Annotated in this window: 26 protein-coding genes, 2 tRNA genes, 1 other RNA gene and 1 pseudogene; 19 read left to right on the forward strand and 11 right to left on the reverse strand. The window is 62.9% G+C overall.

Features of this window, described 5'->3' with window-relative positions:
- The first annotated feature begins 33 nt into the window (after positions 1–33).
- Complete coding sequence (locus tag ACE3RX_RS05820) at positions 34–477, forward strand: endonuclease I family protein (RefSeq protein WP_374481569.1); 444 nt, start codon at positions 34–36, stop codon at positions 475–477.
- A 148-nt stretch (positions 478–625) separates the two neighbouring features.
- Here the strand turns inward: ACE3RX_RS05820 and ACE3RX_RS05825 are convergent, their stop codons facing one another.
- Positions 626–1,564, reverse strand: coding sequence for an FRG domain-containing protein (locus ACE3RX_RS05825; protein WP_374481280.1), 939 nt, complete (start codon positions 1,562–1,564; stop codon positions 626–628).
- Between the two features lie 52 nt (positions 1,565–1,616).
- Here ACE3RX_RS05825 and ACE3RX_RS05830 point away from each other — a divergent pair.
- Positions 1,617–1,754, forward strand: a pseudogene (locus tag ACE3RX_RS05830) (integrase); the annotation flags it as partial.
- A 545-nt stretch (positions 1,755–2,299) separates the two neighbouring features.
- On the opposite strand, the gene ACE3RX_RS05835 reads toward ACE3RX_RS05830, so the two are convergent.
- The gene (locus ACE3RX_RS05835) at positions 2,300–2,740 is read right to left on the reverse strand and encodes a hypothetical protein (protein ID WP_374481282.1); all 441 of its coding nucleotides are present in this window, start codon (positions 2,738–2,740) and stop codon (positions 2,300–2,302) included.
- 315 nt (positions 2,741–3,055) lie between these two features.
- Positions 3,056–3,132, reverse strand: a tRNA-Arg gene (locus ACE3RX_RS05840).
- Positions 3,133–3,279: 147 nt separating this feature from the next.
- Between ACE3RX_RS05840 and ACE3RX_RS05845 the strand changes: the two genes are divergently transcribed.
- Complete coding sequence (locus tag ACE3RX_RS05845) at positions 3,280–3,735, forward strand: cytochrome c5 family protein (RefSeq protein ID WP_374481284.1); 456 nt, start codon at positions 3,280–3,282, stop codon at positions 3,733–3,735.
- Positions 3,736–3,823: 88 nt separating this feature from the next.
- Here the strand turns inward: ACE3RX_RS05845 and ssrS are convergent.
- The 4 genes from ssrS to ACE3RX_RS05865 all read right to left on the reverse strand — a co-directional run bounded on the left by ssrS (position 3,824) and on the right by ACE3RX_RS05865 (position 6,078).
- A non-coding RNA gene (gene ssrS / locus ACE3RX_RS05850) (6S RNA) lies at positions 3,824–4,005 on the reverse strand.
- A gap of 36 nt (positions 4,006–4,041) precedes the next feature.
- Positions 4,042–4,338, reverse strand: a complete 297-nt coding sequence (locus tag ACE3RX_RS05855; protein ID WP_374481286.1) for a cell division protein ZapA — start codon at positions 4,336–4,338, stop codon at positions 4,042–4,044.
- A gap of 1 nt (position 4,339) precedes the next feature.
- Positions 4,340–4,534, reverse strand: a complete 195-nt coding sequence (locus ACE3RX_RS05860; RefSeq protein ID WP_374481288.1) for a hypothetical protein — start codon at positions 4,532–4,534, stop codon at positions 4,340–4,342.
- Between the two features lie 32 nt (positions 4,535–4,566).
- Positions 4,567–6,078 carry a cobyric acid synthase gene (locus ACE3RX_RS05865; protein WP_374481290.1) on the reverse strand — a complete coding sequence of 504 codons (1,512 nt, stop codon included), beginning with the start codon at positions 6,076–6,078 and terminating at the stop codon, positions 4,567–4,569.
- Positions 6,079–6,117: 39 nt separating this feature from the next.
- On the opposite strand from ACE3RX_RS05865, the gene cbiB reads away from it, so the two are divergent.
- From cbiB to ACE3RX_RS05890, 5 genes are read left to right on the forward strand one after another with little or no spacing between them, the layout of a single operon-like run.
- Complete coding sequence (gene cbiB / locus ACE3RX_RS05870) at positions 6,118–7,059, forward strand: adenosylcobinamide-phosphate synthase CbiB (protein WP_374481292.1); 942 nt, start codon at positions 6,118–6,120, stop codon at positions 7,057–7,059.
- Complete coding sequence (gene cobD, locus ACE3RX_RS05875; protein WP_374481294.1) at positions 7,052–8,023, forward strand: threonine-phosphate decarboxylase CobD; 972 nt, start codon at positions 7,052–7,054, stop codon at positions 8,021–8,023. Before cbiB ends, cobD begins: the two co-directional genes overlap by 8 nt.
- Positions 8,024–8,047: 24 nt before the next feature.
- Positions 8,048–8,917, forward strand: a complete 870-nt coding sequence (locus ACE3RX_RS05880) for a cobalamin-binding protein (RefSeq protein WP_374481296.1) — start codon at positions 8,048–8,050, stop codon at positions 8,915–8,917.
- Positions 8,914–9,930, forward strand: coding sequence for a hypothetical protein (locus tag ACE3RX_RS05885; RefSeq protein ID WP_374481298.1), 1,017 nt, complete (start codon positions 8,914–8,916; stop codon positions 9,928–9,930). Before ACE3RX_RS05880 ends, ACE3RX_RS05885 begins: the two co-directional genes overlap by 4 nt.
- A gap of 9 nt (positions 9,931–9,939) precedes the next feature.
- Positions 9,940–10,746, forward strand: a complete 807-nt coding sequence (locus tag ACE3RX_RS05890) for a cobalamin-binding protein (protein ID WP_374481300.1) — start codon at positions 9,940–9,942, stop codon at positions 10,744–10,746.
- 75 nt (positions 10,747–10,821) lie between these two features.
- Here ACE3RX_RS05890 and rquA read toward each other — a convergent pair whose 3' ends face one another.
- On the reverse strand, positions 10,822–11,505 hold the full coding sequence (rquA, locus tag ACE3RX_RS05895; protein WP_374481302.1) for a rhodoquinone biosynthesis methyltransferase RquA: 684 nt from the start codon (positions 11,503–11,505) through the stop codon (positions 10,822–10,824).
- 181 nt (positions 11,506–11,686) lie between these two features.
- Between rquA and sfsA the strand changes: the two genes are divergently transcribed.
- Both sfsA and ACE3RX_RS05905 read left to right on the forward strand, forming a co-directional pair.
- Complete coding sequence (gene sfsA, locus ACE3RX_RS05900; RefSeq protein ID WP_374481304.1) at positions 11,687–12,394, forward strand: DNA/RNA nuclease SfsA; 708 nt, start codon at positions 11,687–11,689, stop codon at positions 12,392–12,394.
- A gap of 138 nt (positions 12,395–12,532) precedes the next feature.
- Positions 12,533–13,834 carry a dicarboxylate/amino acid:cation symporter gene (locus tag ACE3RX_RS05905; protein ID WP_374481306.1) on the forward strand — a complete coding sequence of 434 codons (1,302 nt, stop codon included), beginning with the start codon at positions 12,533–12,535 and terminating at the stop codon, positions 13,832–13,834.
- Between the two features lie 75 nt (positions 13,835–13,909).
- On the opposite strand, the gene ACE3RX_RS05910 is transcribed toward ACE3RX_RS05905, so the two are convergent.
- On the reverse strand, positions 13,910–14,773 hold the full coding sequence (locus tag ACE3RX_RS05910) for a hypothetical protein (protein WP_374481308.1): 864 nt from the start codon (positions 14,771–14,773) through the stop codon (positions 13,910–13,912).
- Positions 14,774–15,183: 410 nt separating this feature from the next.
- On the opposite strand from ACE3RX_RS05910, the gene ACE3RX_RS05915 reads away from it, so the two are divergent.
- The 3 genes from ACE3RX_RS05915 to ACE3RX_RS05925 all read left to right on the forward strand — a co-directional run bounded on the left by ACE3RX_RS05915 (position 15,184) and on the right by ACE3RX_RS05925 (position 17,891).
- On the forward strand, positions 15,184–16,221 hold the full coding sequence (locus tag ACE3RX_RS05915) for an ABC transporter substrate-binding protein (RefSeq protein ID WP_374481310.1): 1,038 nt from the start codon (positions 15,184–15,186) through the stop codon (positions 16,219–16,221).
- Between the two features lie 112 nt (positions 16,222–16,333).
- Positions 16,334–17,113: an ABC transporter ATP-binding protein gene (locus ACE3RX_RS05920; RefSeq protein WP_374481312.1), complete on the forward strand. Its 780-nt coding sequence runs from the start codon at positions 16,334–16,336 to the stop codon at positions 17,111–17,113.
- A gap of 10 nt (positions 17,114–17,123) precedes the next feature.
- Positions 17,124–17,891: an ABC transporter permease gene (locus ACE3RX_RS05925; RefSeq protein WP_216820017.1), complete on the forward strand. Its 768-nt coding sequence runs from the start codon at positions 17,124–17,126 to the stop codon at positions 17,889–17,891.
- A 12-nt stretch (positions 17,892–17,903) separates the two neighbouring features.
- On the opposite strand, the gene ACE3RX_RS05930 is transcribed toward ACE3RX_RS05925, so the two are convergent.
- Complete coding sequence (locus tag ACE3RX_RS05930) at positions 17,904–18,863, reverse strand: methyl-accepting chemotaxis protein (RefSeq protein ID WP_374481315.1); 960 nt, start codon at positions 18,861–18,863, stop codon at positions 17,904–17,906.
- Positions 18,864–19,373: 510 nt separating this feature from the next.
- Positions 19,374–19,928 carry a flavodoxin gene (locus ACE3RX_RS05935; RefSeq protein WP_374481317.1) on the reverse strand — a complete coding sequence of 185 codons (555 nt, stop codon included), beginning with the start codon at positions 19,926–19,928 and terminating at the stop codon, positions 19,374–19,376.
- Between the two features lie 180 nt (positions 19,929–20,108).
- On the opposite strand from ACE3RX_RS05935, the gene ACE3RX_RS05940 reads away from it, so the two are divergent.
- The 6 genes from ACE3RX_RS05940 (at position 20,109) to ACE3RX_RS05965 (ending at position 26,836) form a co-directional block, all read left to right on the forward strand.
- Positions 20,109–20,193, forward strand: a tRNA-Leu gene (locus ACE3RX_RS05940).
- A 163-nt stretch (positions 20,194–20,356) separates the two neighbouring features.
- Entirely contained in the window at positions 20,357–21,577 is a 1,221-nt protein-coding gene (locus tag ACE3RX_RS05945; protein ID WP_374481319.1) for a tyrosine-type recombinase/integrase, read from the forward strand.
- Between the two features lie 166 nt (positions 21,578–21,743).
- Positions 21,744–22,529, forward strand: coding sequence for a hypothetical protein (locus ACE3RX_RS05950; RefSeq protein ID WP_374481321.1), 786 nt, complete (start codon positions 21,744–21,746; stop codon positions 22,527–22,529).
- Between the two features lie 146 nt (positions 22,530–22,675).
- Positions 22,676–22,936, forward strand: coding sequence for a helix-turn-helix transcriptional regulator (locus tag ACE3RX_RS05955; RefSeq protein ID WP_374481323.1), 261 nt, complete (start codon positions 22,676–22,678; stop codon positions 22,934–22,936).
- Positions 22,937–22,959: 23 nt separating this feature from the next.
- Positions 22,960–23,658 carry a hypothetical protein gene (locus ACE3RX_RS05960; RefSeq protein WP_374481325.1) on the forward strand — a complete coding sequence of 233 codons (699 nt, stop codon included), beginning with the start codon at positions 22,960–22,962 and terminating at the stop codon, positions 23,656–23,658.
- Positions 23,648–26,836 (forward strand): tape measure protein, encoded by a 3,189-nt coding sequence (locus ACE3RX_RS05965; protein WP_374481327.1) that lies wholly within the window; start codon positions 23,648–23,650, stop codon positions 26,834–26,836. Before ACE3RX_RS05960 ends, ACE3RX_RS05965 begins: the two co-directional genes overlap by 11 nt.
- Position 26,837 lies beyond the last annotated feature (1 nt).

Consider the following 26,837-nt stretch of genomic DNA (forward strand, 5'->3'; position numbering starts at 1 on the left):
CCTGGCTCAAACTAAAGTCGGCAGCCTGGCTCAATATTCAATCGGCGCGGACAGGACGGCGGCCGCAAGAACTGCAGCGACAACGATCCCGTCTTCCAGAAAGCAGAGGGCGACCTGAACAACCTTGTGCCAGCCGTCGGCGAGGTCAACGGCGATCGGAACAACTTCGCCTACAGCGCCTGGACGCGCGAGCGCTCAAGCATGTACGGCGAGTGCCAGACCATCGTGGATTTCAAGGGGAAGCGCGTGCAGCCGCGCGAGGAAGTCCGGGGGCGGGCCGCCCGGATCACGCTCTACATGTATGAGACCTACGGCCTACGGATGAGCTCGCTGGACAAGAAGCTGATGTGCGCCTGGGCCAAGGCCTACCCGGTGGATGCCTGGGAGCGGGAGCGAGACGCCCGGATCGTCCGATGGCAAGGGGAAGGGAATCCGCTTGTGACGGACGCGGCGACGCTTAGGAACGCCTGCAGGTAGATCGGAGTACAGCCGCCGATGCCCTTCAATGACAGCTCTCAGCCTCAGGCTAGGACCGAGTACGACCTATTGCTGTCGCTGAGCTTTGAGGAATGCCGTCGTTCAACCCCTAGTTGAATGAAAACGATATTGCGCTTCACAAGTGAAACTATGCTTCAGTACGGCTGACTACGGAGTACTTGGACGACCAGTACCGATAGCTCTTCTCACGCTCTGATTCTTCGTTGTATGGAATGTCTGTGACGGCGAGGGGCACAAGTTCGACCTCGGCTGGCTTGCCTGACGCATGCCACTTTGTCGCCTTGGTCACGAACGGGGCTGCGGCTATACGTTTTGAGAACCAGGCTGCAAGCTCGTCGGGCAGCTTCCCATGCTTTTGAATCATAGTATCAACGACCAACTGCAGCGCCCCTGCCACTGCATCGGTGTGGCAGTCGAGAAGTGACAGCTGTGGGTAGTAATAACGATCTTTGTCGGACTTGCGGAGAGAGAAAGAGAACCATGTGGAGCCCAGTTCAGCTATGCACGGACTCGACTTGAGATCGGTGTGTCTTCTATTGAAGATCGCAAACGCATGCTGCCGTCGCGGTCTTTCAGCCGACGAGTGCTCTCGCAGATCGATGAGGATGGAGGACGACGCCATAGATGCGACGGGAAAAGCAGCCAAGTACCCCTTAGTACCAGGCTCGCCGTCAGCGGCGAAGAATGCAGCAACGCTAGGCGACGACGTGAGGTCAATGAGTTCCGTAGGAAGCCCATAGTGCTGAGCGAAACCTGCCGACTCCATCTCTGACATGTTCAGGAAGTCACGTAGTTGCTCCTCTATGTAGCTGGCAAGCCCTGGTACCAGTTTACGAGCGCGTTGCGACAATGCTTGTTCAGCAGAAATACGCTGCATCGTCGCGGTCGTCGTGAGGTACTGCGAGGACTCCCCTCGAAAGAGGAAAGATGGCGAGCGAACGCGTCCTCGCTGGGTATGTTCTTTGTGGTCTATCGCTTCCAGCAAAACCTCGCCAGAGTACGTCTCGCTGAGGTAATTAATGCCGTCGTGGAGGCTTGCAAAGTGGCGGGAAGGTGATATTGACATGGCGACCCTCCATGAGAAACTTCACGCATGACTTTGTTTTAGAGCGACTAGCCTGCTGCGTTCGATTAAGGATCGGGCAAAACTGCGTGAGCGCACACGCTACTTGCACTAAAGTTTAGAAACCGAACAGGCCTGCGTCCACTGGGTTCGGGCCTTCATCCGCTTCAACGGCATGCGACACTCGGCAACCTAGGCTGCAGCGGGAACACAAGGAGCGCGTCCTGCGAGGATGGGCGGTAGTTGGCGCACATACGCCAAGCGTACCGCTGGAACTGGTCATGTGGCGCCTGTCCGCTCGAAAAACTCCGCCGACGACAGCACCTGGCAGACCCACTCCTGCAGAACGCCGCCCCCGTTGTCTTCCTCATAGCCCCTGATGTAAATCTCGCGGGCCTGGATCGACAAAACCTTTGCGTCGTAGAGCGTAGCTATAGGTGGCCACGGCTTAGTGTCCCCACTCCAAACCTCAAAGGTGGAGCCGTTCGTGTATAGACACCCGAGAATCTGATTCTCAGGCCGATACGCTTCATGGTCTGGGATCTTCCGGCCGCGACGGCGCGTGATTCGGATGTGGACGAACATTCTGGTGTTTTGGCTGTAAATATTTACAGTTTATAGCCAGATGTGGAGCTTTCTACCTCATCATGGGTGTGGGTTCATTGAGCTTGTGACTAGGAGCGGCAGGGGATGCGTTGAGCGTGGCAAGAGCAATGAACCACACAGTGTTGCCCTGGGTCAGCGAGAAGTGCCGGGACAAACAGCATCCGGTACCGGAGCCCGCATGTAACAGTCGAATGAAGCCGGTAAGTCTAGGGACACTGCGCCGAGTTGCACTGAATACAGTAGTTTCAAAGCTCGCTGTGCCGCTGCAAACTCTGCGGCATTCTTCTCCGTAACATTCCCTTCGTACTCAAGGGGAAACGCTTTAAAGAAAAATTCGACCGGCGGTCTGCGCTGCGCCTCCAAAGCCTTTTGCATAGTTGCAAAATAAAGGGCTTTCCAAGCCCCTTTCCCTCTGGCTGCGGGTGTGATTTCAATCCGCTGTGCGACTAGCAGGCACGTTTCGTTGAAGTAAGACTCTAGGCCGAAGCAGTCCGCCTCCGCTAGCGCGTCGAAAATGTCGAAAGTCTGCGCGTCTATTGAATCCATCCAGTATCCAATGGTGCCGACATCCATCCATGCTCGGTTTCGCTTTCTTCTGAAGGAAGCGAACGTGCATTGGCCTAAAACACCCCGACCATCTGTGCTCTCAAGCTCGCCCGTGGTCTCAGATGCAATGAAATCGTCATCTGACCATGTGCTGTACGCAGAGTGAAGACGTACGGCACCATACGGCGTGTGCGTCACAGAGCGCGAATTTCTTGACCAAAATCCCATGTGCGCCTCACTTCGTGAGAGTGCCAAGAGCGACTGTACGGAATGCTCTTTTCCGTACGGATTCCGTACCAAAGAAAAAGGCCACCGGAAAAGTGGCCTAAGTCTTTGATTTTATGGCGCGCCCGAGACGATTCGAACGTCCGACCCCTGCCTTCGGAGGGCAGTACTCTATCCAGCTGAGCTACGGGCGCCTTGCGGAAACAATGCTACGCATTCTCATGCGCGGCGCGCAGCATAGCGTGAAACGACAGCAAAGTCCATGCTTTGCCTGACAGAAGGTGAATAGCCTCGCTATAATCAATTCTTTATTAAATTTGCCAGTACTCGAGGAATTCAGCATGTCGGATCTTGGTCGTTCTGCCCCTGTTCGTTCCTATGCGCGGATTGCGCTTTCCATCGGTGTCGCGGCGCTCGCTACCCAGCTCGTGGGTTGTGGCAAGAAGGCTGCCGTCGATGAAGAACTGGCTGCCAAGCTGGTCCAACCGGTTGCCAAAGTCGAGCTGGCTGCCGCGCCGGCTGCTGCACCGGGTAGCCGCAAGGGTGAGGACATCTTCAAGGCCGTCTGCGCTGCGTGTCACGAGAGCGGCGCTGCCGGTGCGCCGAAGGCTGGTGACAAGGCGGCATGGGGCCCGCGTATCGCCCAGGGCTTCGAAGGTCTGGTGAAGTCCGCGGCTGCGGGCAAGAACGCAATGCCCCCGCGTGGTGGTGCGGCGGATCTGACCGACGACGAGCTGAAGCGTGCGGTGGCGTTCCTGGCCAACAAGGCCGGCGCCGGCTTCAAGGCTCCGGAATAAGTCTTTCTGGCCGGCTTTTGCTCCACGGGGCAAAAGCCGGGGCGGAAATGTAAAAGGCACAGACCGGTGGTCTGCGCCTTTTCTTTATGGGTCCCCCGCGCGTGCCGTCAGGCCTTCATCCTGAACCGGAGTTCAGGGGGGCCGCATTCCTTCCGTATCAGGCACGTTCGACGAGGAGCGCGCACACCAACGGTTTCTATGGGCAGCGACCCATGTCACGAAGACATTGGTTCAAGGAGTTTTAAGCCTTGACCAACACCGCAGGGGATTTATCAAACCTTTCCTGGTGGCCCGGATTTACCTTACTTAGAACAGGTTTTCTTGTTCGGCGAGGGCGGTATCTAGGCGACCTTTTATGTGCTCGATTCTACGCTTGAGCGTCGGGATGTCAAACCCGCCGGCACGCTGCAGCTGCAGAAATTCATGGCTGATATTCAGGGCCGTCATGACAGCGAGGCGTTCGCCGGATGAGTTGGTCTTGGTGGCCAGATCCCGCATCTTGCCGTCCAGATAGGCCACGGCGGCCAGCAGGCCTTCCTTTTCTTCCGGTTTGCAGGCTACGCGGTACTCGCGTCCCAGCAGCTTGATGTCGAGCTGTTCCATGTCAGGCCTCAGGGATGCGGGCGAGAAGATCCTCGAGACGGCGACCGACCTGGCCCAGCTTGGCGTTGAGCTCCTGGTTGGTATTTTCGAGGCTGGCGACCCGTTCCCGCAGGCGTTGGTTTTCTGTCCGAGCAGCCGTGCAATGGCTGATCAGTTGTTCGAGTTTCTGTTCGAGAGAAGCGAGTTCGGCGTCCATGCGGCGAATGTTAGAGAGGGGCGGGGACGGGGTCAAGCAAGCGCCGCCGGTGATGACGTACGCAAGGCATTGGCAGCGGCGCCATCGCCGAAGCAGGCGGCGAGACGGTCCAGATGCAGGTGTTTCTCCATGCTGTCGGCGAGGCGGTCGAGGTCGGCTTCGCGGCGGGCAGCGAGGTCGATGCGCGCTGCGTCGCTGACGCCGGCCCAGGCCAGCAGCGCGGCGAGGGCGTCCGGGTGGTCGAACAGGCCGTGCAGATAGGTGCCGAGGATCTGTCCGTCTTCCGATAGCACACCGTCGGGGCGGCCGTCGGTCAAGTGAGCAGCGGGGCGCTCGAGGGCCGGGCCGCGGGTAACGCCCATGTGGATCTCGTAGCCCTGGACCTTCGGCGCGCCGGGCAGAGCCAGCGTGCCGCTGGCATTGACTAGCTGCTTCTCGGCCTCCAGCGTGGTTTCCACGTCGAGCAGGCCGAGGCCGGGCAGGCTGGCCGGCGCGCCTTCGAGGCCGTGCGGATCATGGAGCTGGCGGCCGAGCATCTGGTAGCCGCCGCAGATCGCCACCAGCTTGCCGCCGTACCGCAGGTGACGGCGGATTGCGGCTTCCCAACCCTGGGCGCGCAGCCAGGCCAGGTCGGCCTGCACCGCCTTGGAGCCGGGCAGTACGATCAGGTCGGCGGGCGGAATGGGCTGGCCGGGGCCGACCCAGCTGAAATCCACCTGCGGATGCAGGCGCAGGGCGTCCAGGTCGGTGTGGTTAGAAATGCGCGGATAGACCGGCGCGACAACGCGCAGGCGGGCTTCGCCCTTCTCGGCACGGGCGTCGGCCAGCGCATCCTCGGCGTCGAGGAAGAGGCCGTGCAGGTAGGGCAGCACGCCCAGCACGGGGCGGCCAGTGCGCGCCTCCAGCCAGTCGAGGCCGGACTGCAGCAGGCCGATGTCGCCGCGGAAGCGGTTGATCACAAAGCCCTTCACGCGGGCCTGCTCGCTGGGTGACAGCAGGTCGAGGGTGCCGACCAGATGCGCGAAGACGCCGCCGCGGTCGATGTCGGCGACGAGGATGACAGGGCAGTCCACCTCTTCGGCGAAGCCCATGTTGGCGATGTCCCGGTCACGCAGGTTGATTTCCGCCGGGCTGCCGGCGCCTTCTACGAGCACCGCCTCGTACTTGTCCGTCAGGCGGCCGTAGCTTTCCAGCACGGCGGCCATCGCCCGTGGCTTGTACTCGTGATAATCGCGGGCTGACAGGTTGGCCACGGCACGGCCATGGATGATGACCTGGGCGCCGATGTCGGTGGAGGGCTTGAGCAGCACCGGGTTCATGTCGGTGTGGGGTTCGAGCCCTGCGGCCACCGCCTGCAAGGCCTGGGCGCGGCCGATTTCGCCGCCATCGACCGTCACCGCCGAGTTGAGGGCCATGTTCTGCGGCTTGAAGGGTGCCACCCGTACGCCGCGCCGCCACAACAGGCGGGCGAGGCCGGCGACCAGGGTGCTTTTGCCCGCGTCGGACGTGGTGCCCTGAACCATCAGGGTGTTGGCGTGGCGCATGACTTACAATCTCGGGTGCAGAAAGCCTTCGATTATCCCATGTCCGCTGTATACCTCCTCGCCCTGCTGCCGATTGTCATTCCAATGGCCCTCGGTCTGCTCCTCGATCACCTGCTCGGGGAGCCGCGCCGCTATCACCCGCTGGTCGGTTTCGGCCGCTATGCGGCGGCCGTCGAGCGCCTGTTCCGCCGCATCGGCATCATCAATCGGGCGGTCGGCCTGCTCGCCTGGAGCGTGGCCGTGCTGCCTTGGGTCGCGCTGGCGGGTTCGCTGCGGGAGGGGCATGTTTGGTTCGGCATGCTGCTCGACGTGGTGCTGCTGTACGCGGCGATCGGCGGGCGCAGCCTGGCTGAGCACGCGCGGGCCGTCGCGGGGCCCCTCGCGGCCGGTGATTTGGCCGGTGCACGTGGCCGCCTGTCGTGGATCGTGTCCCGCGACACGGCCGAACTGGACGAGTCCGGCGTGGCCAAGGCCACCGTCGAATCGGTGCTGGAGAATGGCAACGACGCGATCTTCGGTGCCCTGTTCTGGTTTGCCCTGCTGGGCGGGCCGGGTGCGCTGATGTTCCGCCTCGCCAACACGCTGGATGCCATGTGGGGCTACCGCACGGAGCGTTACCTGCGCTTCGGCTGGGCGGCGGCGCGCATCGACGACGTGCTCAATTTCATCCCGGCCCGCCTCACCGCGCTGAGCTACGCGCTGCTCGGCCATACGGCGACGGCGCTGCGCTGCTGGCGCACCCAGGCGCCGACCTGGGACAGCCCTAACGCTGGACCGGTGATGGCCTCTGGCGCTGGCGCGCTGGATCTGTCCCTCGGCGGTCCGGCGATCTACCACGGCCACCTGGAGACACGGCCGCCCCTGGGCGCCGGTCGCCCGGCGGCGGCGGCAGACATCGACAAGGCGCTGGCCCTGGTGCAAAACAGCGTCTGGCTGTGGTTGCTGGGCGTCGCCATCGTCAGCGTGTGCATCCATGCTTGAGCACGGCGGTCGCCTGCGTAGCGCAGCCCAGCGCTACGGCATTCCGCTGGGCGAATGGGTCGATCTATCCACCGGTATCAATCCCCAAGCTTATCCCGTGCCGGCGCTGGCGCCGGAAGTCTGGCATCGCCTTCCGGAAGACGACGATGGTCTGGAGGCCGCAGCGGCAGCCTATTACGGCAGCCCGGAACTGTTGCCTGTGGCTGGCTCGCAGGCGGCGATCCAGACACTGCCGGCTTGTTTTCCACCCGGCCGGGTGATCACCCTGGCGCCAACCTACGCGGAACATCCCCATGCTTGGCGCGGCCATGCCTTGCAGGCGCTGCCGGCCGAGCGCATCGATGCCGCGGTGCGGCACGCCGACACCTTGCTGCTGGTGCAGCCCAACAACCCGGACGGCCAGCACTTTACACGCCAGCAGTTGCTTGCCTGGCAGGAAGATCTGGCGGGGCGCGGCGGCCGTCTGATCGTGGATGAAGCCTTCCTCGACGCCGATCCGGCCGACAGTCTGGTGCCGTTGGCCGGGCGACCCGGCCTGGTGGTATTGCGTTCCGTGGGCAAGTTCTTCGGTCTGGCCGGGGCGCGGGTCGGCTTCGTGTTTGCCGAGGCCGCGCTGCGCGCGCAGTTGGCTTCGCGGCTCGGGCCGTGGGCGGTGTCCGGCCCGGCGCGGGCGGTGACCGCTGCGGCGTTGGCCGACCGGGCCTGGCAGCACGCGGCGCGGGAGCGTCTGGTGGCCGACAGCCGGCGGCTCGCCGCCCTGCTGGACCGCAGCGGTCTCAGCGGTGGGGCCGGCACGGCACTGTTCCAGTGGCGGCCCACGCTCCGTGCCGTCGACATTCACGCCCGCCTCGCGGAGCAGGGCATCCTGACCCGTCTATTCGAAACACCGTCCAGTCTGCGTTTCGGCCTGCCGGGGAACGAGACCGAGTGGTCGCGCCTGGCTGCGGCGCTCGGCCGACTGTAACGACCTTTATTGAAAGATTTCCGAATGCGTGGGCTTCTTCTCGGCTTGTTGCTCGTTTCCGGTTTCGCCCGGGCCTCCATCGATGTGACCGACGACCAGGGGCAGACCATCCGTCTCGCTCAACCGGCCCGGCGGATCGTCAGTCTGGCGCCCCATGTGACCGAACTCCTGTTCGCCGCCGGTGCCGGCGACCGGGTCGTCGGCGTGGTGCAGTACAGCGACTATCCGCAGGCGGCGGGCAGGATCCCGCGGGTTGGTAGCTATACGGCGCCTGACATGGAAAAGGTCGCGGCCCTCAAGCCCGACCTGGTGGTTGCCTGGAAGAGCGGCAACCGGGATGCCCATCTGGACAAACTCAAGGCCCTCGGTGTGCCGGTCTTCATCAACGAGCCGCGGCGTATCGAAGACGTGGCCCGCAGCCTGTCCCAGCTAGGACGCCTGGCCGGTAGTGAAGCCGTGGCGGATGCCGCCGCGCAGGCTTTCCGCAAGCGCCATTCGGCGCTGGCGGCCAGGTATTCCGGGCGGCCGAAGCTGCGGGTCTTCTACGAGATCTGGAACCGGCCGCTGATGACCATCAACGGCGAGCACCTCATTTCCGACGTGATCCGCTTGTGCGGCGGCGACAACGTATTCGCCAAGCTGCCGGTGCTGGCGCCGACCATCGACGTGGAGGCGGTGCTGGCGGCTGCGCCGGATGTCGTGGTTGCCAGCGGGATGGGCGAGAGCCGGCCGGAGTGGCTGGACGACTGGCGTAAATGGACCAAGCTGCCGGCTGTGGCCCGGGGCAATCTGTTCTTCATCCCGCCGGACCAGATCCAGCGCCACACGCCGCGCATCCTCGACGGGGCCGAGCGCCTGTGTGGCCAGCTCGAAGAAGCCCGCGCCAAGCGATGAAAGGCCGGCTCCTGCTGGGCTTGGTGCTGGCGGCGGCGCTGCGGGTCGCCGATGCCGGCCCGCTGCCCGGCGAGATCGTGACCCGCATCGGCCAGGTGGCCGCCGTTCCCGCCGACCAGCGCAAGGTGCCGGGCTATGCCGGCGCATGGCGCCAGGCGGCGGCCCAGGACAAGGTCGTCGAACGCATCGAGGAGCTGGAGGGCCGGCGCACCAAGGCTTGCCGCGACCTGATCGTATTCGATACGGTGCAGGCCGCGCCGGACCTCATCGAAACCCGTCCGTACCGCGTGCACCACGCCCTTGAGCGCTGGTCGGTGCAGGCCTGCGGCGTGGTACGCCACTACGACGTGTGGTACAGCTTCGAGGCCAGCCGTTCCCAGCTGAAGGTCAGCGAGAGCAGCGCCACCGATTTCCAGGCCGAACTCGACCCGCCGCTGCGCCGTCTGCAGGAACTGGCGGCGGTCCGCAGTGCCGAGGAGGCAGCCGGGCAGGTGCGCTGGCTCAACCTGCCGCTGCCGCCGGACAGCGTGCCGGCCGCCAACAGTGCGGGCGCACGGGGCTGGAATGCGGATTTCGTACCCCTCGGCGACAACCCGCGGGAGTGGACCCAGCTGATCGGCGTGCAAGGCCTGCCGCGGGGGAACAGCAGGGGCCAGGCGCGGGCGCTGCTCGAAGGCATGCAACGGGCACGCGAGTTCCGCTGCGGCTTGCCGGCAGGTCCGGTGGAGGCCCTGCCAGGTGACGAGGCCAGCGGCGAGACCGTGCAGACCTATCTGGTCTGCCCCCGGGTGCCGGACACCAACTACGCTGAGATGGCCGTCGTGAAGGCCATCGAGGGGCCGGACTACCTGTATGTGGTCCAGCGCGCCTGGCGCCTGCCAGCGGACGATGCTGAGCGGCTCAAGGCCGACAGTGAAAAGCCCCGGGCCGCGGCGGAAGCCTTTCTGGCCCAGGTCCGGCTGTGCAACCCGGCCGGTGATCGCCAGCCTTGCCCGGCCCCTTATCCCCGATAACGAGAAATCATGCCCCGTCTGCCCCAACGCATCGTCTGCCTGTCCACCGAAACCGTCGAGGTGCTTTACCTGCTTGGCGAGGAGGCGCGTATCGCCGGCATTTCCGGCTTCACAACCCATCCGCCGCGGGCGCGCAAGGAGAAGCCCAAGGTCAGCGGCTTCAGCAGTGCCAAGATCGAGCGCATCCTGGCCGTCGAGCCGGACTTGGTGCTGGCCTTTTCCGACCTGCAGGGCGACATCGCGCGGGATCTGGTGAAGGCCGGTGTGGCGGTGCATGTCTTCAACCACCGCAGCGTGGACGGCATCCTGGCGATGGTGGAGACCGTCGGTCGGCTGGTGGGGGCCGAGCAGAAGGCGCTGTCACTGGTGGCCGAGCTGGAGGCGACGATCGCCGACGTACGGGCCCGCGGTGAGGCCCGCGCGGCGCGCCTGGGGCGAAGGCCAAAGGTTTATTTCGAAGAATGGAACGAGCCGCTGATCACGGGCATCCGCTGGGTGTCCGAGATGATCGGCATCGCCGGCGGGGAAGACTGCTTCGGCGAGCTGTCGGTGCATCCCAACGCCAAGCAGCGCATCCTCGCCGATGCCGCGCTGGTGATTCCGCGGGCGCCGGAGGTGATCATCGGCTCCTGGTGCGGCAAGCATTTCCAGCCGGGCCACGTCACGTCGCGGCCGGGCTGGGATGCGCTCCCGGCGGTGCGCGATGGGCGGGTCTTCGAGATCAAGTCGGCGATCCTGCTGGCGCCGGGGCCGGCGGCGATTCGCGAAGGCCTGCCGGCGATCGCGGCCTGCCTGGATCAGTTGGCGGAGGGCTGACGCCCTGCCACTGGAAGTCCCGGATTTCCCTGTGGGGGCGAATTCATTCGCCCACCGCCGCCAGGGAGGGGCGCCTCAGCGCCGGACGCCCACCACCTTCTGGTACAGCCCGCCGAAACAGGTTTCCTTGCGCCATTCGAAGTCGGCGCATTCCGGCACCAGGCTGTCGATGGAGTCGGCCAGCAGGGAGTTGGCGAAGGGTTCCAGGTAGCGGAATACCAGTGCCATGATTGGCCCCATCGGGTGCCACCAGCGCGGCTGGTGGTAGTCCACGAAGACGATCTTGCCACCGGGTTCGACCGCCGCCAGCAGGTTGGCGACAATGCACCGGCGCGCATGGGGCGGGACTTCGTGGAGCAGGAAGAAGCAACAGGCCGCGTCAAAGGTGGCGCCCACCGGCTTGGTGAGGTCGGCGACCTGGGCGTGGGCATGGGGCCAGGGGGCGAGCTTGCGCCGGGTGTTGGCGATCTGGATCGGTGCGACGTCGAGTACCGTCAGTTGGCCTGCGTCACCGAGCTGGCGGGCCAGGCGCGGCGAAAAATCGCCATACACCGCCGCTGCCTGCAGTACCCGCTGGCCGGGGCTGAATTCCCGCACAGCGCTGTCCATCAGGCGGCTGGCGTTGCCCCACAAGATCGCCGATACCACGACCGGCCGATCCAGCCAGGGCACGGTGCGGTGATCGAGGTAGGCCCAGGTATAGGTTTCGCGGAGATAGTCGGGCAGCTCGCTGGCCGCCGCTGGGGAAGGATCGCGCATGGCTTGGTGTCGTTGGCTATCGTTGTCCGGCGGGTTGTAATGGGTGATCCGGCGCAAAGCCGCACCACGCTTGCTTTCTGAGGGCATGATACGGCGGGTGAGAGATTTCGTGCCCCTTGCGATGTGATTTTTTCCATGCGGCCAGGCTGATGACCGCATCCTCTATCGACATTGATCTGCCATGCGCTTTCCTCATCCGCTTCTCGAAGGCCGCCTGCTGCGGCGTTACCAGCGTTTCCTGGCCGACGTGGAAACGGCAGCCGGACTCGTGACCGCCCATTGCCCCAATACCGGCTCGATGCTCGGCTGCAAGACGCCGGGCAGCCGGGTGTGGCTGTCGCCGGCGGACAATCCGGCGCGCAAGCTCAAATGGACCTGGGAGCTGGTGGAGGTGGCGCCAGCCTGCGTGGTTGGCGTGCATACCGGGCGCAGCAACGGCCTGGTGCGGGAGGCGATCGAGGCTGGCGTGCTGCCTGAGCTGGCCGGCTATGGAACGATCCGCCCGGAGGTGAAGTATGGTGAGGGCAGCCGCATCGATCTGCTGCTGCAGGAGAGCGGCCGGCCCGACTGCTATGTGGAAGTGAAGAACGTCACCGCTGCGGTGGATGGGCGCGTGGGTTTTTTCCCGGATGCAGTGACCACCCGCGGCACCAAGCATCTGCGCGAGATGAGCGCGATGGTGGCCGCCGGCCACCGGGCGGTGCTGGTCTTCTGCGTGCAGCGGGGCGATGTGGACGAGGTGCGGCCCGCCGACCATATCGACCCGGCCTACGGGCAGGCGCTCCGCGAGGCGCTGGCGCAGGGTGTCGAGGTGTTTGCGCTGGGCGCCGAGGTCACGCCAGAAGGCATTGCGCTGAACCGTCGGCTGGCAGTCGTCGTGCCGGACTGACCCCGATCAAAGGGTGTCGGCCTATTACGGATAACCACAATAGGGCCGTCCACAATGGGGGAGGACACAATTTCGGGGCTTCGGTGAGGGATCTATTGTTCGTCTCATAGTCCTATATAACACCGGAGATAAACCGTCATGAAGAAGCCGTTCTACAAGGTTCTGTACGTGCAGGTGCTGTTCGCCATCGCCTGCGGCGTGCTGCTGGGGTACTTCGAGCCCAAGCTGGGGGTCGATCTGAAGCCCCTCGGCGACGGCTTCATCAAGCTCGTCAAGATGATCATCGCGCCGGTGATCTTCTGTACCGTTGTGCACGGCATCGCCGGCATGCAGGACATGAAGAAAGTTGGTCGCGTCGGCGGCAAGGCGCTGCTGTACTTCGAGATCGTGTCCACCTTTGCGCTGCTGATCGGCCTGGTGGTGGCCAACGTGGCGACACCGGGTGCCGGCTTCAACGCCGATGTGAAGACGCTGGACACCAAGGCCATCGCCGATTTCACCGCCAAGGCCCACGCCCAGAGCTCGGTGGAGTTCATTCTCAACATTATCCCGAGCACCTTCGTCGATGCCTTTGCGAAGGGTGACATCCTGCAGGTGCTGCTGCTGGCCATCCTGTTCGGCTTCTCGCTGGCCGCAATGGGCGAAAAGGGCAAGCCGGTCTTCGACTTCGTCGAGCAGATTTCCCACGTGATGTTCGGCATCGTCAATACCGTGATGAAGCTCGCTCCGCTGGGTGCCTTTGGCGCGATGGCCTTCACGATCGGCAAGTACGGCGTGGCCTCCCTGATCCCGATGGCCAAGCTGATGGGCTCCTTCTACCTCACCTGCATCCTCTTCATCGTCATCGTGCTGGGCTCCATTGCCCGCTACACCGGCTTCAGCATCTTCAAGTTCATCCGTTACATCCGTGAAGAACTGCTGATCGTGCTGGGCACCTCGTCCTCCGAGTCCGCCCTGCCCAAGCTGATGCAGAAGCTCGAGAAGATGGGTTGCGCCCGCTCCGTGGTTGGCCTGGTGGTGCCCACCGGCTACTCCTTCAACCTGGATGGCACCAACATCTACATGACGATGGCGGCCCTGTTCATCGCCCAGGCCACCAACACCGAGCTGACCCTGGCTCAGGAGCTGACCATCCTGGTGGTGGCGATGCTGACCTCCAAGGGCGCCAGCGGCATCACCGGTGCCGGTTTCATCACCCTGGCCTCCACGCTGGCCGTGGTGCCGACCATCCCGGTGGCCGGCATGGCGCTGATTCTCGGCATCGACCGTTTCATGAGCGAAGCCCGTGCGCTGACCAACATCATCGGCAACGCCGTCGCCACCGTGGTGGTGTCCCGCTCCGAGAACGAGCTGGACATGGACAAGATGAACAAGGCTCTGAACGGTGGTCTCGATGACGAGCCGAACGGTGGCAAGCCGCTGGCAGCCGCTTCCGCCTGATCCGGTTTTCTCCAGCAAAAAAGCCAACCCCGCGGGGTTGGCTTTTCTGCGTCTGTGGGGGCGACTCGTGGGGGCTCAGAAGTGGTATTCGACGCGCACCATCGGGGTCTTGGCGAAAGCGCCGTCGCCGGCCGCCTTGGTGTGGTCGTTGCCGAACTTGTTGCGCCAGTACTGGTATTCCAGGCCGGCCTTGAAGGTGTTCTTGGCGGCACCGACGTGCGGGCTGACGTCGTACATCACTTGCATGTCGATGTTGGTTTCCGGCTTGGTGCCGCCGCCGAACTCGTTCTGCCCCTTGCTGGCGATGAAGTTGGCGAAGCCTTCGAAAGACAGCGGGATCGGGCCGAGGTTGAAGGGGATGCCCCAGGCTGCGGTCAGCATCGGGTGGACGTCGTAGCTGTAGCGCTCGGTCTGGGTGCCGGAGAACTTGCTGTAGGGGGCGTTGCTTTCCCACAGGTAGAGCAGGCTCACGTTGAGGAAGCCGGGGACGTCCATCATCAACGTCGGACCGGCAACCACCATGCGCTTGCGGGAGTTGTAGCCGGCGTCGTTCTTGGTGTTCACGTCGAAGCCGCCAGTCAGGCCGAGTCCACGCACCGGGCCGAACTTGAAGTCCTGGCCGGTGATCTTGCCGAGATCGAGCGTGTGCCGGTAGACGATGTAGATCTCCTGGGAGCCGGACTTCGAGCCCGGCGCGGCCGGGTCCTTGCTGTCTGCCATCAGCAGGTCGGCATTGAAGAAGTTGGTGCCGTACTTGTAGCCACTGGCATGGGTCAGATTGACGATGCTCTTGTTGATGCTGTTGCTTTCGAACGGCTCGGCGAACTTGGTGCCGTAGCGATAGCCGATGGAGGTGTCGCTCCACTCGGCGGCGGCGGCCGTGCCGGCACAGGCAGCAAGGACGGAGGCGGCGAGGATCGTCTTCTGAGAGAACTTCATGGTGGCTCCTGATTGGGTCGATTCGGGGATCTGCGGGTGGTCCGCGTGGCTAGGCACGGTGACGCCTTGGAGCCGAATCTAGCAGGAGCCCGCTATGGGCATGGCGATATCCATCATCACCAAAAGGATATAGTTGATTGTGTATATCCATTTGAAAATAAAGAATCTTTGTTGTTTTGTATATGTTTTTGGAATGCACGTAGAGGGTGCGTGGGCAGACGATTTGCACCATGCGGGGGCGTATTCTGGCGGCTTTTCCGGTGAGATTCCGGCGTGAATCCGGGGGTATTCCGTTGTGAGGATTTAAAGCCAATAAAATCAATTGTTTAAAAATTGGCATGGAGATTGCGGAAAGAGGTCGAGACGCACCATTCGACGTCCTCGTCCAATCATTTCCGGAGTTTTCGCCCATGCCGCACCGTTTCCGCGCATCCCGTCGCCTGCTTCTGTCCGCCGGGTTGGCCGCCCTCGCCACGCCCCTGTCCGCCCCCGCTTTCGCCGAGGAGCCGGTGAAGATCAAGTTCACCCTCGACTGGCGCTTCGAGGGGCCGGCCGCGCCCTTCCTGCTCGCCAAGAGCAAGGGCTACTTCGCCGCCGAAGGGCTGGACGTGACCATCGACGCCGGCAACGGTTCGGCTGGCGCGGTGACCCGCGTGGCGACCGGTGCCTATGAAATGGGCTTTGCCGACTTCAACGCGCTGGTGGAATACGACGCCAAGACGCCGGGCTCCAAGATCCAGGCGGTGTACATGGTGTACAACGCCACGCCGGCGGCGGTGTTCGCGCTGAAGAAGAGCGGCATCGCCAAGCCCGCCGACCTGACCGGCAAGACCCTCGCCGCGCCGATCTTCGACGCCGGCCGCAAGGCCTGGCCGGCCTTCGCCAAGTCCAACAAGCTGGGCGTGGACGCCGTGAAGTGGCAGTCGGTGGATCCGGCGATCCGCGAGACCCTGCTGGCCCGTGGCGACGTGGACGGCATCACCGGCTTCTACTTCACCAGCCTGCTCAACCTTGAAGCCCGCGGCGTGAAGCCGGCCGACATCGTCGCGCTGCGCTACCCCGATCACGGCGTCGAGCTGTATGGCAATGCGATCATCGCCAGCCCCAAGCTGATTGCCGAGAAGCCGAAGGCCATCGAGGGCTTTCTGCGCGCCTTCAACAAGGCCTTGAAGGAAACCATTGCCCGGCCGGAGGCGGCGGTGCCGGCGGTGAAGGAGCGCGACCCGCTAATCGATGCGGGCCTGGAAACGCGCCGCCTCAAGCTGGCCATCGAGTCGAGCATCGTGACGCCGGAAGTGAAGCAGATCGGCCTCGGCGCGGTGACGCCGGACCGCCTCAAGCGCTCGATGGCGGAGACCGCCGAGGCCTATGCGCTGCCCAAGGTGCCGTCGGCCACCGAGCTGTTCAACGCCGCCTTCCTGCCCGCCAAGGCCGAGCGCAGCCTGTAAGGCTGCTGTTTCTGGTTTCCTCAGTGGGGGCGAATTCATTCGCCCTCAACTGCTCGTTCAAAGACCGTGGGCGAATGAATTCGCCCCCACAATTTCTCTCCGAAAACAGCCCATGTCCTTCGTCAAATTCGAGAACGTCGATCTCGCCTACGCGCCGGGAGGCGCGCTGGCCATCGAGGACGTCAGCCTGGACGTCCGCGAGGGCGAGTTCGTCGCCGTGGTCGGCCCGTCCGGCTGCGGCAAATCCACCCTCATGAAGCTCATCTCCGGCCTGCGCATGCCGTCCGGCGGCTATGTCTATGTGGACGGCCGCCAGGTCGGTGGGCCGCTGAAGATCGTCGGCATGGCCTTCCAGAACGCCAATCTGCTGCCCTGGCGCACGACCCTCGACAATGTGATGTTGCCGCTGGAGATCGTCGAGCCCTACCGGTCCACGCTGAAGAAGGAGCGCACGCGCTACGAGGCTGAGGCGCGCCAGCTGCTCGCCAAGGTCGGCCTGGCCGGCTTCGAGGACAAGTTCCCGTGGGAGCTGTCCGGCGGCATGCAGCAGCGGGCGTCAATCTGCCGGGCACTGATCCACCAGCCGCGCCTGCTGATGCTCGACGAGCCCTTCGGCGCGCTGGACGCCTTCACCCGCGAGGAGCTGTGGTGCATGTTGCGCGACCTGTGGCAGCTGCAGCCCTTCACGGTGATCCTCGTCACCCACGACCTGCGCGAGGCGGTCTTCCTCGCCGACACCGTTTACGTGATGAGCAAGCGGCCGGGCCGCGTGCTGGTGCGCCGGGAGATCGACCTGCCGCGTCCGCGCGACCTGGACGTGACCTATACCGACGCCTTCGCCGGCTACGTCCATGAACTGCGCGAGCACATCGGTCGCGTGCGCGCATCCTGAAAGGCCTGCCATGAAACCCAATCTCGTCAAGGCTGCCCCGTGGCTGGTGGTGGCCGGCATGTTCCTGCTGTGGGAGCTGATCTGCGTCGGCTTCGACGTGCCCGAATTCCTGCTGCCGGCGCCCAGCGCGGTGTGGCATGTGGGCGTCGAGCAGTTCGCGCCGATCATGATGCACGCCACCCAGACCTTCCTTACCACCTTGGCCGGCTTTGCCATCGCGGTGCTGGTGGGCCTGCTGATCGGCATGGCGGTGGGCTCGTCGCCGCTGCTCTACCGGGCCATGTATCCGCTGCTGGTCGGCTTCAACTCGATCCCCAAGGTCGCTTTCGTGCCGGTGCTGGTGGTGTGGTTCGGCATCGGGACGGTGCCGGCCATCCTTACCGCCTTCCTGATCTCCTTCTTCCCGGTGGTGGTCAACGTGGCCACCGGCCTCGCCACGCTGGAGCCCGAACTGGAGGACGTGCTGCGTTCGCTGGGTGCCTCGCGCCTCGACATCCTTGGCAAGGTAGGCCTGCCGCGGGCGATGCCGTACTTTTTCGCGTCCCTGAAAGTGGCGATCACACTGGCCTTCGTCGGCTCGGTGATCGCCGAGACGGTGGCCTCGAACCTGGGCATCGGCTACCTGATGATGTCGGCCAGCTCGTCGATGAACATGCCGCTGGTGTTTGCCGGGCTGATCGTCATCGGCGTGATGGGCGTCGTGATGTACGAGCTGTTCGCCTTCGTCGAGAAGCGCATGACCAGCTGGGCCCACCGCAACCCGAACGGCGCGGCGTGACGCTGGCGCCGCTCAGGCCTCGGCCCGGGCGAGCGCCACCATCAGTGACTGCCCGATGTCCCGGTGGTTGCGGATCTCCTCGGTGATCTGGGTAACCACGGCGACGCGCTCGCGGGCGCTGTCCTGGATCGCCCGCATCGCCGCTTCGGCTTCGGCGGTGGCGCTGCATCCTGCGCTGACCGCCGAGCTGGCGCTGAGCACCGACGCCGAGGCCTGTGACGAGGTGTGCTGCAACTCCGTGGCGATGGCGCCGATGCGGTCGCTCGCGGCCTTGGCCTGCTCGGCCAGCTTGCGCACCTCGTCGGCCACCACGGCGAAGCCGCGGCCCGCATCGCCGGCCCGTGCAGCTTCGATGGCCGCGTTGAGGGCGAGCAGGTTGGTCTGGTCCGAGATCTGGGTGATCAGCGCGACGATGGCCGGAATCTGACCGGACTGGACGGCGAGGGTGTCCAGGTCGGCCTGAACCTTGGTCAGGCATTCGCCGGCGCGCTCGATCTCCGTCTTGGCGCTGCCCATGTGGTTCCGCCCTGCTGCCACCCGGGCGCCGCTGGCTTCGGCGAGGCGGTTGGCGTTGGCCATGTCAGCCAGCGCCTGTTCCACCGACACGCCGAGCTCGGTGGCCAGGCGGGTGGCATCGGTGATGGAGGCCGCGAGGGCGGTACAGTGGGGGTCGTTTCCCGTCGCGGTCGCCTCGGCTGCCAGGGCCTGGCGTGCGTTCTCAAGGTCGATGCGCAAGGCCTGGTTGGCCGTTTGCATGCTTGCCAGCTCGTCGTGCAGACGCGGTAGCAGTTGCCTGTGGATGTGCCGTTGCTCCGAGCGGTGGCCCAGGCCAGCGACCAGCGCACACAAGGCGGCGGTGGCGGTGCAGACGGTCTGCGCAAGACTGTTCGGCAACACGGCCGCCGTGCCAGCGAGGAAGGTGGCGGACAGGCAGATGAGGGCGTTCTTGTCGAAGGTCTGGGTGTTCGGCATGGCGTGCATCTCGTTGGGCGGGGGCGTTGGTGTCCGGGCAAAAAAAGACCCGCTTCCGCGGGTCGAATCCCGATTCAGCTTTTCTGGACGATCAACGCGTAAGCGGATGTCAGAAACGGGAGGGAGAGGTCGCTGAACCGGGGACAGAGGCAAACATCAGGCAACGTGCGGCAACGATGCTCGCCTGCCGCCAGCGGGTCGTCTGGACTTCCCGCCCACAAGGGGCTTGTACTGGCGACGTTTGAGCATCTGGTTACTTCCACGCTATCCGCTGCTTCATGAGCAGGAAGGGTGCCAGAACAGGTTGGCGATACCGGCAAAACGTGTGCAGACCAGGCGGGACGCGGCCTGCGCGGAATGGGGGCGGAGACGGGCCAAGCTGGCCGGGGTTTGGGTTTTGATCAAATGATCTAATCGATAAATAAATTATTGGTATCGATGGATCAGTTGATGCATCGGCAAGCGCGTCCCCGGTGACGCGTCTGCCGATGGTGTGATGAACACGGATGTTCAGGCCGGCGTGGCGAGTTTTTCCAGGAGCTGTGGCTTGACCTGGGCCAGCCAGGTATCGAGGCGTTCGTTGGTGAACATGCCCTGGGTGCGCTCGTCGATGACCAGGCCGACGAAGCGCCCGTCCTGCACCGCCGCGGAATGCGCGAAGGTGTAGCCTTCGGTGCTCCAGTCGCCGATGATCTCCGCGCCGAAGCCCTTGAAGACTTCGTAAAGGCGCAGCAGCGAGCTGGCGAAGCGGTCGGAGTAGCGCTCCTGGGCGCCCAGGCCGAAGAAAGCGATGCGCTTGCCGCTGAAGTCCGGCATGCCGCTCTTGGCCAGGAACTCTTCCCAGTTCGGCTCCAGGCAGCCGGCGCTCTTGCCGGGAATCTCGCCGACGCCATAGCTCGGCGTGCCGAGGATCAGGGCGTCGTACTGGAGCATTTCCGCCATCTCGATGCGGTTTACGTTGACGGGCTTGCTGGCGATCTCATCGCCGAGCTTCTTGTGGATTTTCTTGGCGATCAGCCGGGTGGTGCCGGTTTCGGTGCCGAAAAAGATGCCGATGGTTTTCATGATGGATTGTCGTGAACGCGACTCGTATTTGAGGGATCACGGCTTTCAAGCAGAATTCATACCCTCACGCCCCAGCGGCTTGCCGATTCCTGTTGACCTTCGCGTCGGCTCCGCTATAATCCGCCTCCTTCTGCGCCCCCGTTCCAGTGCTGCATTCACGGAGCTGGGTCAGGCAAAGATGCCTTGGTGGTGAAATTGGTAGACACGCTATCTTGAGGGGGTAGTGTCGAAAGACGTGCGAGTTCGAGTCTCGCCCAAGGCACCAATAGCTGTTCCGCAGTGTTCCGAATCAGGCCGGCAAGCCCAGAGAAATCAAGGGTTCCGGCCTTTTTTGCGTCCGTAGTGTTCCGGATTATTCCATTGTAAGCCGGCCTCTGATGGGGGTATGGTTGGGGGTATTCGCCTGTCCTCAAGGATGGATACCCCCGATGCCGCTGACCGATACCCAGATCAAGGCACTCAAGCCCGATCTCAAGCCCCGCAAGATCTCCGACGAGAAGGGCCTGTACCTCCTGTTGCAGCCAACCGGCGCAAAGCTCTGGAGGCTCAAGTACCGAGTGGGCGGAAAGGAAAAGCTCCTGGCCCTGGGGAGCTATCCGGATGTTGGTTTGAAGGATGCGCGTAACCGGCGCGACGAGGCCCGCAAGCTGCTCGCCGATGGGATCGACCCAGGAGAGCAGCGGAAGGCCCAGAAGGCCGCCACCGAAGCCCGTGCCCTGAATTCGTTCGAGGTGATTTGCCGTGAGTGGCTGGAGAAATGGCGGACAACGGTCGAGCCAGCCCAATACACGAAATCCCTGGCACGCCTGGAGAAGAACGTCTTCCCCTGGCTAGGAGGCCGGCCGATGGCCGAAATCACTCCGCCGGAGGTGTTGGCGGTGTTGCGTAGGGTGGATGAACGGGGCGCCCGCTATACCGCCCACAAGATCAAGAGCGAGATCAGCCAGGCCTTCCGTTACGCCGTGGCCACCGGGCGAGCTGAACGCGATCCCTGCCCGGATCTGCGCGGCGCGATTCCGCCGGCCAGGGGCGAGAACTTCGCGGCCATCACAACCCCGAAAGAAGCTGGCGAACTGCTCCGCGCCATTGATGGCTTCCAGGGCACGTTCGTCGTCAAGTCGGCTTTGCTCCTGGCGCCGCTGCTGTTTGTGCGGCCTGGGGAGCTGCGTAAAGCCGAATGGGCCGAATTCGATCTCGACAAAGGGGAGTGGAGTATTCCGGCAGGGCGGATGAAGGGGCGCCAGCCTCACCTTGTTCCCTTGCCGTCGCAGGCCGTGCTGATCCTCCGTGATCTGCAGCCGCTCACTGGACGCGGCGTCCATGTCTTTGCAGGCCGCGACCCGAAGAAGCCGATGAGCGACGCCGCGGTAAATGCCGCACTGCGCCGCATGGGTTACGACACCAAGACCGAGATCACCGGGCACGGATTCAGGGCAATGGCCCGGACGATCCTGCACGAGGAACTGCATTTCAAGCCGGAGGTGATTGAGCACCAGTTGGCGCACCGTGTGCCTGATGCGCTGGGCTCTGCTTACAACAGGACAAAGTTCATCAAGGAACGCCGGGAGATGATGCAACGGTGGGCCGATTACCTGGACAAGCTGAAGGCGGGCGCCGACGTGGTATCGATACCGACACGGGCAGCCTGACCTACCGAGTTTGCCGCGCCTACTCCGACGGGGGGAAAACCGGGAGCCCTTGCCCGGCTGGCGCGGCATCAAAACAAGGGATAGCGCACAAGGGGCGTGTATGGACATAGATTCTTTGCCGAGGTATCCCGGCGGGCCGCTCAAGGAATATCCCGAGGGTTACCTCATGAGCGAATACCAATCTCTTTTAGACTGGGCAAGTGAGACATTTTCCCCTCTTGCAGTGGACGAAGCCCTCATTGCCGCCCGTCCAGACGAGTCAATTTTTTCACTTGAAATGCCGAGCGAATTTGGCCAAAAGTGGGCTGAAGAACTCTCGCGCTGCCGCTCTGGGCTGCTGGAACAGGACGAAGCTACGTTGCTTGACCTTTTGTTAGTGGCTGCCCGCCTTGTTGAGTACCATCGTCGGCATAACCCAGGTAGTGGGTATCTAATAAGCCGTGAATGGTCGGATGACCCCGTCGAATATCGAATTTGTGAACCCGAAGCCTACCATCTAGAGACCTGGACAGCGCCTTTCGAGTTGCTGGTCAGTACTTCATTCGAAGACTTTCCGGACCATGGAAACATCTTGAAAGTTCAAGCCTTGGTGTGGTTCTTCGAAGCTGCGGCGTTGCACCGGAACGGCGATCCAAAAGCCTTTGATTTGCTTTTCGAGGTGGCGGAATCCTTACGGATGGAGAGCAACGCAAGTGCATGTCGGGATGCGGAAATAGAAGAAAGGGGGCTAGCCGCCCGTGCTCTCGCCAAAAAGGGTGCCGCAGCCCGACATGCCCCAAGCAATCAGAAAGCCGAAGAGATTCGGAGTTGGTGGCTGACCAATAGGGACCGCTTTAAGAGCCTTGACCAGGCGGCAGAACATGCCTCAAAAAAATTCAGCTGTGCATTTAGGACGGCAAGAGAGCACATAGGTAGGGAAAATAAGGAACTACGCTCTGCCGGCAAAGCGTAATGTCTGTTGGCAGGCTGTAAGGCCTGCCGGCCTACCTTTCACCATGCTGGCTGGTGGGGTTCTCGCTGTGTTGGCTCCGCTTCAAAGTTGTGACCATGTGTTCCGGGCAGCTCTGCTCGGCACGATCCAGAAAAGGATTGGAAAGCATGGTTACTCAACAACCCGTATCTCCCGCCCCAATTGTCATTCTTCGCCGCCGCGAAGTGGAAGACCGTACCGGCCTTCGCTGCTCCACCATCTACGAAGGCATCAAAGCACGTACCTTTCCTGCACCAGTTCGGCTTGGGCCAAGGTCAGTTGGTTGGCTTGAGTCAGAAATAAACAATTGGTTGGCTGCGCGCATTGCCGCGCGTGACAGCTCGGTCGAAGCCAAGAGCGGTCGAGTTCAAGAGGGGGGGCGGCGATGACTCGGCGATCTCCCATTAACTCTATGCAGACGTCTGCACGGAGTAGCGATGCCGGTCTCATTCAGCGCTGGAACGAAGCGCTCCGTTTCCGCATTGGTGTCGATGGCGTTACCGGTCTGGATCAACTTCCGGACGTGGCCTCTTTTCCCGATAAATTTCCGATTGATGAGTTCGGAATCGGCCGTCTCCTGGGCGAAGTCCTCGGCGTAGCAGCCCTGAAGTTGTTCCGTACGTGTGGTACCGCATCCCCTGAAAAGTGGAGCTTTGACCATATTGGACAATGGCTACAAGCGCATTCGTTTGCGGATCGGATGACGGATGTCGGACGAATTTATACCACCCATAAAATAATCGATTTTTCTTTTTCTGCGCCAGAACGCCTATCTGTTTTGAATTCATTTCTCGATGCACTCAGTAATGATGATCTGCACCGGATGGCAATGGATGCGGTGCAAGGCTTACCTGTTAATCCGGACATCTTTGAAGCGGTTGAGGAGGTTGAAGAGGCAGGTGAAGACACCCAGTTGAATCAATTGCTCTTGGGCTTCATTGAAGTGCTGTCCATCGAGATGAAAGCATCTAATTTTTCGCCTAGATATGCGCTGGGTATGGCTCTGTGTCGCCAGCCTGATGTATTTGCAAAAATGATCATTTGCCAATTCAAAAAGGTCTTCAACGATGAATGGAAGACCACGCTGATGGGGGTTCTCCATGTCGACTAATGAAAACAAGACGTCCGTTGCAATCGAAGCCGAAGTGACGGGTATTGATAAGGTGGACTCCCTGGGCAAGTCCATCGAGGGGCTTGGACAGATCACCGATGAGGCAGCTCAGGAAGAACTGCGCCACGCTGAAATCATTGAGGCCTCCAAGAACCGCCAGAAGATGGCGGCGCAGGAGGTGCTCGAGGCCGAGCGGAAGGCTGCGCTGGAGTCTCAGCAGATCGTCGCTATGGCTGCTGCAAAGAAGCAGGAAGCCATGAAGGCCCAAATGGCGGAAGAAGACCGCCAGGCGGCCATTGTCGAGGCCTCGGTGAACCGCCAGAAGATGGCTGCGCAAGAGCTGCTCGCTGCTGAGAAGCTGGCCTACGCTGAAGCAGAAGCCGCCTCTGCTCGAGCAGCTGCTGCAAGGGAACTGGAAGCCAAAGCTGTCGAAGCCTTTGCGAGCCGCACGAAGAACGCCTTGGACAATGCGTTCTCGACGGTTGGTGTGCGTAGTACCACCGCTATCGAGGCCGACATCCTTGAAGTCAATCAGGCCCTGATGAAGCTGGCCGCCAATGCCAAGGTGTCGGGTGCCGACTTCGACCGCGCCTTTGCTGCTGGCCAGGCCCGCATCGCTGTGCTGCGGGCTGAAATGGACAGCACGGGTGCGGCATCGTCCAAGCTGGCTGCAACTACCAAGACCCTTGCCGGCGAGTTCAATGGGCTGGTGGCCCAGCTCGGTGGCGCCTTCCTCGCCTTCCAGGCAGGCAGCATGTTTGTCTCGGCCAATGCGCAGGCGGAGAGTCTGACCAGGACCATGACCCTGCTTACCGGCAGCAGTGAGAGGGCTGCCGCGGAGATGGCTTACGTGCGGGATGCGGCCAGCCGGCTGGGCATTGAGGTTGGGGATGCATCGAAATCCTATGCCCAGCTGACGGCTGCAACTAAGGGCACCGCAATGGAAGGTGCTGGCGCCCGCGAGGTTTTCGAAGCAGTGTCCGGCGCGATGGCGAGCCTGGGCAAGAGCAGCGCGGAGACCAACGATGCCTTGCGTGCGGTGAACCAGATGGCCAGCAAGGGCACCGTGCAGATGGAGGAACTGAAGGGGCAACTCGGTGAAGCCTTGCCGGGGGCCATGAAGGCTGCAGCCAATGGAGCGGGCCTGACGGTGGCGGAGCTCACCAAGATGATCGAGAACGGCAGCGTCCTCGCAGAAGATCTGCTGCCAGCACTGAGCAAGGGTTTGCGGGAAATGTACGGAGTTGGCACCGCCGCCAACGAGACCTTCAGTGCCAACATGGCCCGCCTCAAGAACAGCTTCAATGACATGCTGATCACCGTCGGCAGCACAGGCACCTTCAAGGCCTTGTCCGAAGGCCTAGCGGTGGCGGCCAAGGGTGTGGCCGAACTGACGGTTGGTTTCGTGGCGGCCGGTCAGAAGATCGGCATCATGGCTGCAGCCATCGCCAATGGCGACTTGAGCATCAGGGGTTGGAGCGATCGAGCCAAGCAGGCGCTGGGCGAAGTGGATGCCCAGACGCAGCAAACCTTGCAGAAGATCGACGAGACCGGGCAGGCGACGGCCAAAGCACTGGCGAAAAGCGGTGAAGCTGCCGCAGCTGCGGGTAAGCAAGCGACAGAGTCGTCCGGCAGTTGGCTGAAGGTAGCAAATGCCTACACGCAGGTTGAGGAAGCGAGCAAGAAGCAGATCGACAACCTGAAGACCCTGCAGGCAGCCCGCGACTCGGAAGGGACTTCGCTCAAAGCCTACGCCGACACCTACGGGACTCAGGTTGAAAAGCTGGATGCGGCCACCGCTGCAGCCAAGAGCCATGAGGCAGCCCTGCGCGCCCTGGATGTACAGGTTCAGGCAGACCTGGAGATCTCCAAATCAAAGCTGGACTCGCTCGAGGCGGAGCGTCGGCTCGATGGCACCCTGACCGAATCCAAGGAAAAGCTGCGGGAGACGCTGCAAAAGACCATCGAATCGAAGCAGGCCGAAGCAGACAAGACCACCCAGGCCACCGCAGCTGCGCACTCGGCAACTCTTCAGGCAGAGGCCGCGACCACCGTCTATGGCGATCACGCCAAGCAGGTGTATGCCCTGCGCGACGCGTGGCATGCTGCCGAAACCGAGTATCAACGCCTGTCGGCCCTCAATGCCCAGGGCGTGAGTGTCTCGACCGAGCTGAAGGCCGCTGATGAGGCTCGCGCCAAGGCCTTGCTGTTGTACCGGGATGCACTTGCCGATGCGACGGCTGCCGCCGAGCGCCATGTCACGGCAGAGCGAACGGCCTCCAACCTGACCGAGGCCTCGCTGCAGAACGACAAGCTGCGTGCCGAGACGATCCTCGAAGTAGCCCGGCAGCGCGGCAACGAGAAGGACATTGCCGAGGCCCAGATTGCCGTGTGGCGCATTGAGCTGCAGATCAATGAAGCCCAAGCGGAAGCAGCCCGGAAGGAGGCGGAGGCGATCCTGCTTGTTGCGAAGGCGAGACGGGCCGAACTCGAAGCATCCGATGCACTGACGCCAGCGAAGCGGGCCGAACTCGATGTGATGGAAGCCAGCGCCAAGGCCAAGCAGTTTGAAGCGGAAAAGTATGACCTCCTCGCCGACCGCATGCGCAAGCTGGCATACGAGACCCGGGGGCTGGAATCCAGCTTCGGAGACCTGTCGTCCTCTGCCGATCAGGCTGCAGCGTCGGCCGATCGGGCGGCCTCCAGCTATGACGGCCTCGCTTCGTCCATCCGCTCTGCTGGTCAAGCCAAGGATGGGTTCGTGCGGAATACCAATGGTGAGATCGTCACGACTGGGCCCGATGTACGTGACCTCGCAGTCCGGAATACCCAAACCCCCGAACAGGCCCGGTTTTTCGAGGAGGACTACAACTACTTCTACCGGAAAGCCTCACAGGACCCTGCTAACTACTCGTCTATGCAGGGCCTGCAGTATGGGGCCATCGAGCGCCAAGCGACGGAAGCGGCTGCTGCAGAAGCGCAGCGGCGGGCGGCGGCCTCAAATCAAAGCAACGGGGGGAGTCAGGCCAATGGATTCCAGTACGGGAATGCCGGCAGGGCTGTGACCGTGAACATCAACACCGGGTCAGGCAGAAGCACGCAACTGCACCTTGCTGACCAGGCCAGTGCCGACGCTCTTGTGCGGCTCCTTCAGACTCAGCTTGCGGCCAGATCTTGAA

The sequence above is a fragment of the Zoogloea sp. genome, assembly GCF_041914405.1.
Lineage (GTDB): Bacteria > Pseudomonadota > Gammaproteobacteria > Burkholderiales > Rhodocyclaceae > Zoogloea.